The sequence below is a fragment of the Chitinophaga agri genome, assembly GCF_010093065.1.
Taxonomy (GTDB): Bacteria; Bacteroidota; Bacteroidia; order Chitinophagales; family Chitinophagaceae; genus Chitinophaga; species Chitinophaga agri.
Genome location: NZ_CP048113.1, coordinates 5,324,218 through 5,337,753, shown reverse-complemented (window position 1 = coordinate 5,337,753; position 13,536 = coordinate 5,324,218). Strand labels below are relative to the sequence as shown.

The 13,536-nt window shown below is 44.8% G+C and carries 11 protein-coding genes; 7 read left to right on the top strand and 4 right to left on the bottom strand.

Annotated elements, in window-relative coordinates; genetic code table 11:
• Positions 1-6 precede the first annotated feature (6 nt).
• The 3 genes from GWR21_RS21315 to GWR21_RS21305 are packed head-to-tail and all read right to left on the bottom strand — an operon-like array spanning position 7 to position 3,148.
• Positions 7-1,113: an efflux RND transporter periplasmic adaptor subunit gene (locus GWR21_RS21315; protein ID WP_162333702.1), complete on the bottom strand. Its 1,107-nt coding sequence runs from the start codon at positions 1,111-1,113 to the stop codon at positions 7-9.
• 42 nt (positions 1,114-1,155) lie between these two features.
• Positions 1,156-2,523 (bottom strand): TolC family protein, encoded by a 1,368-nt coding sequence (locus GWR21_RS21310; protein WP_162333701.1) that lies wholly within the window; start codon positions 2,521-2,523, stop codon positions 1,156-1,158.
• Positions 2,524-2,539: 16 nt separating this feature from the next.
• Positions 2,540-3,148, bottom strand: a complete 609-nt coding sequence (locus tag GWR21_RS21305) for a TetR/AcrR family transcriptional regulator (protein WP_162333700.1) — start codon at positions 3,146-3,148, stop codon at positions 2,540-2,542.
• A gap of 413 nt (positions 3,149-3,561) precedes the next feature.
• Here GWR21_RS21305 and GWR21_RS21300 point away from each other — a divergent pair, with 413 nt between their 5' ends.
• The 7 genes from GWR21_RS21300 to GWR21_RS21270 all read left to right on the top strand — a co-directional run bounded on the left by GWR21_RS21300 (position 3,562) and on the right by GWR21_RS21270 (position 11,579).
• Positions 3,562-4,206: a DUF502 domain-containing protein gene (locus tag GWR21_RS21300; RefSeq protein ID WP_162333699.1), complete on the top strand. Its 645-nt coding sequence runs from the start codon at positions 3,562-3,564 to the stop codon at positions 4,204-4,206.
• A 199-nt stretch (positions 4,207-4,405) separates the two neighbouring features.
• Positions 4,406-5,347, top strand: a complete 942-nt coding sequence (locus GWR21_RS21295) for a zinc dependent phospholipase C family protein (RefSeq protein WP_162333698.1) — start codon at positions 4,406-4,408, stop codon at positions 5,345-5,347.
• A gap of 182 nt (positions 5,348-5,529) precedes the next feature.
• Complete coding sequence (gene serC / locus GWR21_RS21290; protein ID WP_162333697.1) at positions 5,530-6,600, top strand: 3-phosphoserine/phosphohydroxythreonine transaminase; 1,071 nt, start codon at positions 5,530-5,532, stop codon at positions 6,598-6,600.
• A 134-nt stretch (positions 6,601-6,734) separates the two neighbouring features.
• A complete protein-coding gene (locus tag GWR21_RS21285) occupies positions 6,735-7,976 on the top strand; it encodes a DUF1015 domain-containing protein (protein ID WP_162333696.1) in 1,242 nt (413 codons plus the stop codon).
• 150 nt (positions 7,977-8,126) lie between these two features.
• Positions 8,127-9,203 (top strand): tetratricopeptide repeat protein, encoded by a 1,077-nt coding sequence (locus tag GWR21_RS21280; protein ID WP_162333695.1) that lies wholly within the window; start codon positions 8,127-8,129, stop codon positions 9,201-9,203.
• 37 nt (positions 9,204-9,240) lie between these two features.
• Positions 9,241-10,899 carry a phenylacetic acid degradation protein PaaN gene (paaN, locus tag GWR21_RS21275; protein WP_162333694.1) on the top strand — a complete coding sequence of 553 codons (1,659 nt, stop codon included), beginning with the start codon at positions 9,241-9,243 and terminating at the stop codon, positions 10,897-10,899.
• A 14-nt stretch (positions 10,900-10,913) separates the two neighbouring features.
• The gene (locus GWR21_RS21270) at positions 10,914-11,579 is read left to right on the top strand and encodes a YceI family protein (protein WP_162333693.1); all 666 of its coding nucleotides are present in this window, start codon (positions 10,914-10,916) and stop codon (positions 11,577-11,579) included.
• A 76-nt stretch (positions 11,580-11,655) separates the two neighbouring features.
• On the opposite strand, the gene GWR21_RS21265 is transcribed toward GWR21_RS21270, so the two are convergent.
• Positions 11,656-13,473 (bottom strand): serine hydrolase, encoded by a 1,818-nt coding sequence (locus GWR21_RS21265; RefSeq protein WP_162333692.1) that lies wholly within the window; start codon positions 13,471-13,473, stop codon positions 11,656-11,658.
• Positions 13,474-13,536 lie beyond the last annotated feature (63 nt).

Genomic DNA, 13,536 nt, shown 5'->3' with positions numbered 1-13,536 from the left:
AGAGTATTAAAGCTGGATAAGGTCATTATCATTCAATCCCTGGTAACCGATAGTCACTATCTGTTCTCCAGCCTTCAGTCCACCTTTGATCTCTGCCTTATCATTATAGGTACGCCCCATTTCGATCTCTCTTCTTTTCGCGATCATGTTACCGTTTTGTTTCTGTGCGATGATGACATAAGGTTTACCAAGAGAATATTGAATAATATTCACCGGTATTACAATTGCGTTAGGCGCAACATAGTCGATGATCTTCATCCTGGCGATCATATTAGGGCGCAGGTCAGGATCATTCTGTAAAGGCACTTCTACTTTTATGGTACGGCTGGTCTGGTCGATCACCTTTGAAGCAAAGCCGATCTTTGTACGCAAATTCTTGTCTATATCCGGAAAATCAAGTACGACCTGATCACCAGTCTTCACCTTGCTGGCATACGCTTCCGCTACATTAGCCAGCACTCGGAGGTTACTACCGTTCACTACATGAAACGCGGGACTGCCTGGTGCAGCGTTATCGCCCAGTTTAACGATCACCGCATCTACAGTACCATTGATGGGAGAAACGATCCTTGTCTGCGCAAGCTGATCGTTCAGTGTCGCCATTTTACGTTCCAGTGATTCTTTCTGATTCTTTGCATTCAGATATTGTACTTCTGAACCGATCTTCTGATTCCAGAGGTTCTGTTGTTTCAGGAACAGGGTATTCGCAAGGTCCATCTGCGTGCGTAGTTCTGCTACATTTGCTCTGAGGATCTGATCATCCACCTGTGCCAGTGCCTGTCCCTTTTTAACAGCCTGTCCTTCCTTGACATATATAGCGGTGACAATACCCGGCATTTTTGCTGATACACTCACATTTTCCCGTGCATCTATACTACCCTGTACATCAATATAGTGTTCAAATACTGTATCCTGTACAGCAGCAACGATAACAGATTTCTTCTTACGCTCGGCCGTATCCGATTTGTTTGTTTCTTTCTCCAGTTTTGCAATCTTCTGCTTAAGCGTAGCTTCTTCTTTTTTAAGCTCAGCCAATTGCTCCTCAGGAGATGGGCTACCACAGGCAGCCATCAGCATAACGATCAGTAAAGCGGGACGATATATCTTGGACATATAGTAAAGAGTAAAGAGTTAATAGTTAGTGGTTGTTTTCACTTACAGTTTTCCGTATGCTTTCAGGTAATCTACTTTAGCTACAGCAGCGTTGTACAGTGCGGTGAAATAATTATTCTGTGCCGTGAGCAGTTCGTTTTCAGCAGTGCTCATTTCAAGACTGGAACCAACACCTTCACGATATTTTATCTGCGTAACATTGTATACTTCTTCTGCCAGCTTCATGTTACTTTCCTGTGCTTCCAGTGTCAGTATATTATTGCGGAGACTGGAAGTAGACTGCGCCTGTTCCATATCGATACCCAGTTTTGTATCTTCCATGGCGATCTCTGTCTTTTTCAACTGCAGGAACGCCTGATCTTCCTTGCGTCTGCGCTGGAAACCACCAAATATGGTAAATGACAGGTTAACCCCATATGAGGTATAACCATACCATGTCTGACGGTTAAAGTAATTGAACACATCACTCGCGCGGCTTACACCACCGGTACCAAACAGTGCGAGCGTTGGCAGCTTTTGCAGTTTGTAACGTTTGAGATCGTATTCATATGCTTTCTTCTGTGTTTGTATCAGCTGATATTCTATACGCTGTGAGTAGTCAAATTGTTCCGCAGCAATAGCCGATTTGATACCTTCAGTTGACAATGTATCAGTCAGCTGAATCGATTGTTTCATCGGCATGCCCATCTGATACTTCAGAGCAGCAATACCTACTTCTGTTATATTGCGCAGTTTGGTCTCCTCTGTACGCAGATTAGTCAACTGCACAACCAGTCTGTCTACATCCAGTTTTTCCACCAGACCGTTCTTATAAATTTCGGTCGTTTCATTTAACAGCTTATCCAGGTTACGGATATTGTTACTGAGGATCTCCATTGCCCTGCGCGCAGAAAGTACATTATAATATGCTTTGTAGACATCCACTTTCACATCTATCTCAGATTTCTGTACAGACTTTGCGGCCAGTTGCTCCAGCGTTTCTCTTGCCTGCAACGCCACCAGTACGCTAGGATCAAACAGTACCTGTTTCAGTGTTACTTCACCGATTACGTTATATTTTAGTCCAAATGCGAAAGGCACCAGTGTTCCCTTAGGCACAGTGTCGCTAAAGTTGGAAGCATCGATCAATTGTTTCTGCACAATAGGGTTATGCTGATAAACACCTGAGCCTGCGATGTTTGGTAAAGCGAGACCACTCACTTCCTTATTCTTGGCCAGCTGGATCAGTTCATCCAGTTTGGCCATCCGCACGGTAGCCCGGTTGGTAAGCGCGTAGTCTACTGCCTGTTTTGCAGACAGCGAGATAGTTTCCTGCAGCGGAGGCTGGGTTTGCTGCTGGGCCATCCCACAGTGAAAGATCAGCAGCAGCAGTAGTCCTGTCAGCCCTGCGTGCTTTTTGTCAAGTTGCATATAGGTCATTGGTTTTTTACTGTAGTTGTAGTTTATTCTCTTCCACACGTTTATACCCTTCCCGTGAAACAATTCCGTACAGGAAATGTTCTAAAAGTATACGTTGCACCTTACTCAGATCGTATTTTCCATAAGGAAAAATATCAGGCTGAAAGCAGAGCATGGAAGTTGCCATCCGGTATTGCGTCATAATATCTATGTCAAAATCTGCCCGGTATAACCCCTCCTGTACACCTCTTTCCAAATTTTGTCTTACGGTTTTCTGCAGATTGTTATGCTTGTAATCCTGAAATACCTGGTAGGCTTTCGCGTGGAACTTCTGCAGATCGAACAGGATGATCGGGTTCATATTACGGAAGCTCTTATCCAGCATTTCCATCACGAGGAACAGCTCGTCTATGGCGTTCGCTGCTTTGTCCTGGTTTTCCAGACAACCGCTATCCAGTTCATTCAGATACCTGGATATCGCATGCGTCACCAGCTCATCTTTATCAGCAAAATGTGCATACAAGGTCTTTTTAGATACCCCCATACGCTGGGCTATATCGTCCATTGTAATTGATCGTGTTCCGAACTGGCAGAACAGACTAAATGCAGTATCCAGAATACGTTCCTGTATATCCATTTTGCGACAGTATATGTGTTTCTTATTTTCTTCTGCAAATCCTTATCGTGGTGGCTTTTCAATTCCTCCTGGCTTCATAGTTCTTTGGTGGTCTCCAACTGATTTGCGATGCGATAACAAAACTATGGAAACTTTTTAAACTACGAAAGTTTCCAATGCGATTTATTTTAATATACTTATCCAGTAAACCGGCTAAATTCTTTAACTATCAGATATTCAGGCGAACATGATTCTTCTTGCCGGATTTATCTTTTCTCTTGCTGGTTTCTTCGAATTTGCCGTTGATCATCATTTGCAGATACTCGATACCTGTAATACACTTAACGGGATAAAATAAACAATGTAACTTTGACGCCGTCAGGTATCAAAGTCCGGGGATGCTCCGGACATGTATGTATCTGCATCAAATCTATATGTCTCCTAAAAATCGTTTAAAGGTCATAGCAGCGCGGGTTTTAAGATACTTCTTCCAGGGATTACTGATCATTGCCCCTATTGGAGTAACGGCCCTGACGCTGTATTGGGTATTTGTTACTATTGACAATATCATTCCCAAAGAAATTCTGCCACTCGAAACACCCTTAAAATACCTTCGCTATAAAGGCGTGGGCTTTGTGCTGGTACTGCTGTTAGTCATAATTGTAGGTTACCTGAGTTCGTCTTTTATCGTAGGACGCATCTTTGCGCTGTTCGATCACATGATGGAACGAACCCCTTTCATTAAATATATTTATACTTCGGTAAAGGATGTGTTTGATGCCTTTGTGGGTGAGAAGAAGAAATTTGATCATCCTGTGCTGGTACAGATCTATGGGGATAACGTATGGGAAATGGGCTTCATTACGCAGGCGGACCTGTCCAGTCTGGGACTGGAAGGTTATACCGCCGTTTATGTGCCGCATGCCTACGCCATTACTGGTAAAGTATTCATGGTACCTGTGGGGAAAGTGAAGCCGCTGACCAATATATCTGCCGGCGAAGCCATGAAATTTGCTGTAAGTGGTGGCGTGACCAATATCGAAGTACACGAGAAGCCGGAAAAGAAAGAAATAGAATAAAACTCCCCGATACAGATATTAGAGATTATTATTAATTAGTCAGGCTTTCACTTACGTTTTACGACGTAAATGAAAGCCTGACTATTTTAATATAAAACTACACCCGATCAGTATTTTCCAGATGGGCTCCTAATGAAAAAAACCATCGCTTTATTGATACTTTTTCCTAATATTATTGTAGAATGTTAACCAACCGATTATGCACCATATCTTACTGGCAATCTGCCTGACCTGTCTTTCATTCCCCGCTTACGGATGGGGATTCTTTGCACATCAGCGTATTAACCGGCTGGCCGTCTTTTCACTACCTGCAGACATGCTGCTGTTCTATAAGGCAAATATTGAATATATCACGGCACACGCTACGGATGCGGACAAAAGACGATACATCGTTGCCGAAGAAGGACCACGACATTACATAGACATTGATCACTATGGAGCAGCGCCATTCGCGGCACTACCAAGGTCCTGGCAGGAAGCAGTATGCATGTACACAGCGGATACGCTGCATGCCTATGGTATTCTGCCCTGGCATATCGCACAAATGATGTACAGACTCACACAGGCATTCAAAGACAGGGATATCAACCGGATACTGAAGCTGAGCGCAGACCTTGGCCATTATGCGGGCGACGCCCATGTACCACTTCATGCATGTTCCAATCACAACGGGCAGCTCACCGGGCAGCATGGTATACACGGATTGTGGGAATCAAGAATCCCCGAACTGATGGCAGATAAGGACTTTAACTACTTCACGGGACGAGCGATCTATATAAAAGATATTAATACATACACCTGGCAGATCGTACTGGAAAGCGCAGCAGCGGCCGATACCGTTCTACACAATGAAAAAATAGTGAGTGATCATTTCCCTTCCGGCAGGAAATTTGCGTATGAGAAACGCAAAGGAAAACTGGTCAGAAATTACGCAACAGCTTATGTCAGGGCCTATCAGGCCGCATTAGGGGACATGGTAGAACGGAGAATGAGAGCCGCCATCTATGCTACAGCCAACTACTGGTACACTGCGTGGGTCAACGCTGGAATGCCGCCACTGAGCGGATTAAAAAAAAGTAACTTAATACAGGACACAGTACCCTCAATAACTGAGCGCATGATAGGGCGACAGGAAAGCTAAAACAGTACTTCAATTAATTTCGATTTTAAAAAAATATAAATTATCTTTGTTAGTACTATCTTTTTAGCCTTATCCTACACGCGCTCAGCATCGTATGTGAAATGCCATACTTTTTTTCCATTCCTCTGACAAAACCAAACAAAGTGGAACAAGCTAACAATTTATTTAATTTAGAACGACCTATGAAGGTGCACAATTTTAACGCAGGGCCTTCCATATTGCCGAATGAGGTGCTGTACAAGGCCAGTAAAGCTTTGATTGACTTTGAAGGTTCAGGAATGTCTATTTTGGAAATAGGGCATAGAACTCCTTTATTTCAGGCTGTACTGGATGAGGCACGAAATCTTGTCAAAGAGTTGATGCAACTTGATGACGACTTCGAAGTATTGTATCTTCATGGAGGTGCTACCACGCAGTTTATGCAGGTACCATTAAACTTCCTTGAAAATGACGGTACAGCCTCTTACATAGATACCGGCGTATGGAGCAATAAGGCAATAAAAGAAGCTAAACAGTACGGCTTCGTGGATGTAGCGGCCAGTTCAAAAGACAGCCAGTACAACCACATCCCCAAACAGTTCAACATCTCTCCTAAATCTTCCTATCTGCACATTACCACCAATAATACCATTTATGGTACGCAGTGGCAGAAGATACCAGATGTAGATGTTCCGCTGATCGCTGACATGAGTAGCGATATACTCAGCCGCCCGATGGACTTTAATAAGTTCACACTGATCTATGCAGGCGCCCAGAAAAATATGGGAGCTGCCGGTACTACACTCGTGGCTGTCCGTAAAAGCGCACTGGGTAAGGTAACACGCAAGATCCCAACGATCCTCGACTACCGTAATCATATCGAGAACGGTTCCATGTTAAACACCCCTCCCGTATTTGCTATCTATATCTCCATGCTCACGCTCCGCTGGCTTAAAGAACAGGGCGGCGCTGCTGCGATGGAAGTAGAAAATGAGAAAAAAGCGAACCTGCTGTACAACGAGATCGATCAGAACCCGCTCTTCCGTGGTACTACAGTAAAAGAAGACAGGAGCCGTATGAACATATCGTTCATCATGGATAAACCTGAGCTGGAAGAAGAATTCCTCAAATTCTGCAAGAAGGAAGATATCGTCGGCATCAAGGGCCATCGTATCGTAGGCGGCTTCCGCGCTTCTCTTTACAATGCACTGCCATATGAAAGTGTGGAAGTACTGGTAGAAGCCATGAAATATTTCAGCCTGAAGAAGGCATAGTTCGACAGAACATATAAAAAAGCCAAGGTCCTGCTCAGGCAGGACCTTGGCTTTTTTATATGTTCTGTCGAACTAATTACCGCTTAGACGGGAAAAATTAATTATTTACTTTTGCGGCCTAACAATATAATATCATGGCAATCATCAGACCGTTCAGAGGATTAAGACCTACTCAGGAACTTGCAGAAAAAGTTGCTGCCCGCCCCTACGATGTGCTTAGTGCAGCAGAGGCTAAAGCAGAAGCTGCCGGTAACCAGTACTCGTTTTACCATGTTTCCAAATCGGAAATTGACCTTCCCGAAGGTACCGATGTATACAGTCAGGCTGTATATGATAAAGCTGCTGAAAACCTGCAGAAATTTATCAAAGATAACATCCTGTTCCAGGACGCTACTGCCTGCTACTACATCTACCGGCTCATTATGAACGGTCGCATACAGACAGGCCTGGTATGTGCTTCTTCTGTGTCTGACTATAACCAGGGTATTATAAAAAAACACGAATTTACCCGCCCCGATAAGGAGCAGGACCGTATCAACAATATTAAGACCACCCGCGCACAGACAGGTAACGTGTTCCTCGCTTACAATGACGTTCCGGAAGTAAACTCCCTGATCGATCATTGGATCCATGCACACGCACCTGCATACGACTTTACCGCTACGGATGGTATTCAGCACACGGTGTGGGTAGTTGATGAAACAGCCGCTGTGAATGAGATCACATCTCTGTTTGAGACCAAAGTACCTCATACCTACATTGCAGACGGTCACCACCGCGCAGCTTCTGCATCACTCGTACAGAAAGAGTTTGAAGAAAGACAGCTGATCGGAACTGACGATCCGGCTAACTTCTTCCTCACCACTATCTTCCCAGCCAGCCAGCTGGTGATCCTGGACTATAACCGCCTGGTAAAAGACCTGAATGGCCTGAGCAAAGAAGCACTGCTCTCCCGCCTGGAGTATGATTTTACCGTAGAATCTATCGGTCACCTGCCACAGCAACCAAGCATGCTGCACGAGTTCAGCATGTACCTGGAAGGAAACTGGTACCGCCTGGTAGCTAAAGAAGGCACCTATACCACCGATCCAATTGGTATTCTTGACGTAACCATCCTCTCTAATAATGTACTGGACAAAATCCTGGGTATTAAAGACCAGCGTACTGACAAACGAATTGACTTCGTTGGCGGTATCCGCGGACTGCAGGAACTGGTGAAAAGAGTAGATAGCGGTGAAATGAAAGTGGCTTTCGCATTATATCCGGTTACGATCCAACAGCTGTTTGACATCGCTGACAGCGGAAATGTAATGCCTCCGAAAAGCACGTGGTTTGAGCCTAAACTGCGTGATGGCCTGATCTCTCAGATAATTTAAGATTATTCATCATACTATACAGCGCCCACCCTTCAGGTGGGCGTTTGTTTTTTTATATGGCAGGAAACAGGCGCAGAAATACCAATTCCGCGCCCTGCCTGAATGTTTGGCACATTTTTTCTTTATTTTTACAGCAAACGTCAGACCGGCATGAATATGAGGGCATCTTTACTGAAAGCAGGCTTGTTTACTGCTATATTATTTTCTTGTATAATAACTGCGTCCGCACAGGATGCGAAGGAACTGTATTCCACCGCCACTGGCTTTATACGCGATGGAGACTATGCCAATGCGATCCTTGTTTTGAACCAGGCGCTACAACAGGAACCTGATAATATAGACGTTAAAAAACAGCTGGGCTTTGCCTATTACCTGCAGGGTGACATGAACAAGGCAAAAAGTACAGTGGAACCGCTGCTGAATAAAAAAGAAGCGGACGAACAAACTTTCCAGATAGCAGGCAATATCTATCAGTCACGCCAGGAGTGGAAAACAGCACAGAAGCTGTATGAAAAAGCGTTACGCCGCTTCCCTGAAAGCGGAGAACTTTATAATGACAACGGACAACTGCTCATGTTCCTCAAAATATTTGAAGGCGGTATGGGAAGTTATCTGAAAGGTATTGAGAAAGCACCTAACTATTCAGGCAATTACTACAGTGCTGTGAAAGCATATGCATACATGAATAATCCGGTATGGATCATCATATACGGGGAAATATTCGTGAACCTGGAAAGTTATACTGCCCGTACGGCGGAAGTAAGAACACTGCTGCTGGATGCTTATAAAACTTTATACAACGATCCTTCGTTGCTGAATAAAGCCATAGAACAGGAAAACGAGCAGAAAGGCAAAAAGAAAATGGCTGACTTTGCGGCTGCCTTCAAAGCATCTATGGGTAAACAAATCAGCGTTGTGATGGCAGGTATTGATCCTGAAACACTGATCATGCTGCGTACCCGCTTCCTGCTGGACTGGTATAGTTACGCAGGTGAGCATTATCCATATGCCCTGTTTGACTACCAACGCACCCTGTTAAAACAGGGTATGTTTGAGGCATATAATCAATGGATGTTTGGCCCTGTGGCTAATCAGCCTGCATATAGAGCATGGACCACCATGCACAAAACAGAATACGACACCTTTTTGCAATATCAACGTAATCACCCACTGAGATTAAGACAGGATGAATACTACAATGATAACAAGTTTACGTTGGTAAGGTGATTGGACCATGAGGTAATTCAATTCACAAATTCCACATATGTTAAACATTAAACACCAAAACACAATTGAGAACGCTGTAAAGGCTAATCATGAACGGGCATTCTATTCGCAGTACCCGGAACACCCCAAAGCCTATGGTGAAAACGCAGCAGAACAGGGCGAAGCCCGTTATAAAGCGCTGCTGCAGCACCCTTTTAAGCAATTGCTGCAAACAGGAGAAACTTCCTGGGCAGGAGAAGAAGTATCTCCTTATACACAGGAAGCACTGGGTATCACCTATCCCATCTTCACTGCTGATGAACTGGTCCATACAGCCATTGCTGCCGCTCCCCACTGGCGCAATACAACTGTAGACGTACGCGCCGACATACTGGTCGAAACACTGGAAGCCGTGAAAGAACGTTTCTTCGACATCGCTTATGCGACTATGCATACTACAGGCCAGAGCTTCATGATGAGCTTTCAGGCTTCTGGTCCACATGCCAATGACAGGGCACTGGAAGCGATCGCCATGGGCTATCATGAAGGCAACCGCTACCCTTCTTCCCTTGTATGGGAAAAACCAATGGGTAAGACATCCCTTCAATTGAAAAAACAGTTCAGAGCTATTCCGAAAGGCATAGGTCTGGTGATAGGATGCTCCACCTTCCCGGTATGGAACTCGCTACCTGGTATTTATGCTGACCTCGTGACTGGCAATCCGGTGATCGTAAAGCCACATCCGAAAGCCATCCTGCCTATCGCTATTGTAGTAGCGGCTATTCAGGGGGTATTACAGGAGAAAGGCTTCAGTCCAGCCCTTTGCCAGCTGGCCGCTGACACTTCTTCCACACTGATCACCAAGACATTATGTGAGCACCCGGGCATACAGCTGATTGACTATACTGGTGGTAGCCGATTTGGTGAGTATGTGGAATCACTCCGTAACAAGACTGTTTTTACTGAAAAAGCAGGTGTTAACTCAGTGATCCTGGATAGCGTGGCAGATATTGATGCCGTACTGCAGAACCTTGCATTTTCAGTTTCTCTATATTCAGGACAGATGTGTACTGCTCCGCAGAATTTCTTCATTCCTGCGGATGGGATCACCACCAGCAATGGTAAGCTGTCGTTTGATGAAGTCGTGCAAAAATTCAAAGATGCCGTTGTGAGCCTCGTAAACAACCCGAAAATGGGTGCAGGTACACTGGGTGCCTTACAAAACGAAAGTACCCTGCAAAGAGCGCATAATGCAGCTAAACTGGGTGCTAAAATGATCCTGGAGGGACAGCCACTGGTCAATGAAGAGTTTACCCGTGTGCGTGGTTGCACACCGGCTATCCTTGAAGTAAGCAGCACGGACAAACATATCTTCGAACAGGAGTTGTTTGGCCCGGTTTTGTTGCTGATTAAAACAAAAGATACCAGTGAATCAATACAACTGGCCCGTCAGATGGCGCAGCAACATGGAGCTATCACCTGTGCTGCCTATACGACCAGTCCTGAGGTAAAAGAAAAGATTACGGAAGAGATGAACAACGTATTTACACCCGTATCCTTTAACTTTACCGGATTCATCTGGGTTAACCAGCATGCGGCATTCTCCGATTTTCATGTAACAGGTGGGAATCCTGCGGGTAATGCCAGTTTCACTAATCCGGAATTTATCCTGCGCAGATTTGTATGGGTAGGTAACCGGGAAGTGGCAGGAAGCTGACGAATAATATGTTTATGAGATATATACTTTCTATCATGCTGATCGCCTTGCTGGCTGCCTGCGAACAGGCACCGAAAGCCGACAAAGCGACCATTACAGAAGCGCATCCGGTAAAAGAGGGCGAAGGTAGTCCATACCGGGTAGACACTGCTAACAGCGAACTGCGTTGGATAGGCACCAAACCTACCGGCAAACATACCGGCCGTTTTGAACTACAGGAAGGAAAACTGCTGGTGAAAGACTCCCTTGTAACCGGTGGTAATATCATCATCAGGATGAACTCACTGGAAAACATCGACCTGTCTAAATCAGACACTACCCTGAAGCGCAAACTGGAGGACGAGTTAAAAGGTCCCTTGTTCTTCGATGTAGCTCAATACCCGACAGCCAGTTTCGAAATCACCAACGTGACCGACTTCGTACCTTCTGTTGGCAATGAGGTATTGATGAAGAATGCCAACTACATGGTGCAGGGTAATCTGACTATTAAAAACATCACTAAAAATGTTTCTTTCCCTGCCATTATCAGGTTTGACGAAGGCACACTTACTGCTATGGCAAACTTCAATATTGACCGGACATTATGGGGTATGACCTACAGGGCAGATAAGTCCATGCAGGATAAACTTATCAATTCTGTGGTGAATCTTGAATTCAGGGTGACCGCTTCCAGAAAGTAATAATTATTCATTTTGCTATAAACAAAGAGGGTGTCCGTTATGACGAACACCCTCTTTGCATTTAATATCAACAGTATTACTTCTTCTTTTCTGCCTTGAAACGGCCGTTAGGCTGTACAGATGTCAGTGACACGACCTCTCCTTTGTCATTAGCCGTAAACTCCACCGTATAACCACTTAACCCCTTCAGCAAAAACTTGTCTTTTTCAACAGGTACCAATATGTAGTCCGTTTGCCCTGGCACATCCATCATCAGTTGATCCTCTCCTTTCAGATGTACAGTAGCATCCAGCGGACCAAAAGAATAAACACCTACATATTTCTCCAAAGACGCTTTGGTCATTGGAATGGCCTTCGCCCTTCTGCCAAAAAGAACCGGCGACTTTACCCCGAGATCAATTTCAGCTGCTGTGATATCACCATTGATATCAACATTAAACTTCACTTTATTACCGCCTTCTGTAGAGTCTATACCTTTCATTTTGTCGACAGTATAGGTCTGGAAGATATCGTAGTTGACATGTTTCAGAAATTCTTTCTGATCGCCGAGCAGCGCAAATAATGAGTCATGCTGTATAATCACCTCAAACGAGCCGAAAGCATTATTGGAATAGGTTCCGGTATAGTCAGTCAGGTTCTTCCTGATCACATCTGCACCTTTTACAACAGGAACTTCCTCTTTCTTTTCCTTAATCTTTTTATCTGCCGCACGTTGTGTTGTCACCTTCTTTAACAGGGTATCACTCCAGGCATAATACTTCAGTCCGAGCATCCTGTCGGCGATCAGGCTCCTTACCAGTGAAGGCACTGGAGAGCCATCCTGGTTAGTGAGTACAATGATCCCGATACTATCTGAAGGATAAAAGGACGTGCTGGCAGAAAAGCCATCAATATTACCACCGTGTTCCACCTGGTAATGCCCTCTGTAGGAAGATATCATCCACCCGAGACCATAAGTGCCACCGTATACTTCCGGCATCTGTTTGTCTGGTCTGCCGGCTCCCATCGTCATCTGCCCGCTCTGTGCCTCTGCGACATAGGCAGCAGGAATGACCTGTTTGCCGTTGTATTTACCGCCGTTAATCCATGCGGTTACCCAATGCGCCATATCATTGACAGTACTATTAATACTACCTGCCGGCCCGATCACATTAATGTTTTTATATTCTCTTTTAAAAATGATCGAATCCTTTTGAACACCATATCCGAAGGCGGCGTCCTCCACATTAAATCCCGAGATTGCGGTGGATGAACGTGACATGCCGAGGCTATCAAAGAAGCGGGTCTTAATATTGTCTTCCCAGCTTTTACCGGTCAGCTTTTCCGCTACAACACCCTGTGCAAAAAACATGAAATTGTTATACTGCCATTTATAACGAAGCGGCTCATTAGGCTCCATGTAGCGGATACGATACAATAGGCTGTCTCTTGAAGGAGCGCCAAACAGGTACCACGAAACGTCGTAGCGGGACAGACCGGTACGATGGCTCATCATATCCCGCAATGAGATATGCGCGTTCATATCATCATTGTAGAATACCAGTTCCGGCAGATAATTACGTACGGGTGTTTCAAAATCGAGCTTACCTTCTTCACGAAGGAGCCCCAGCAAGGCGGAAGTGAATGCTTTCGAACAGGAACCGATGGCAAAAACCGTATTAGGTGTTACCGGTAATTTCTTCTCATAATCCCGGTATCCGAATCCCCTGGCATAGATCACTTTATCTTTCTCTACAACTGCAACAGCAATACCGGCCGTATGCCAGTCATGTAATATCTTGTCTATTGATTTTTCAATACCAGCAAGACGTTGTACTGGCTTTTCCGATGATTGTGCACTGACCTGCAGAAAGGTGGTCAGCAGAAGACACAGATACAGGCTAACTTGTTTCATTGTGGGTGTTTAAGTTAGCCCCAAGATAATAAAACTTACTTAGAACTGCTGTGCTTCATAACG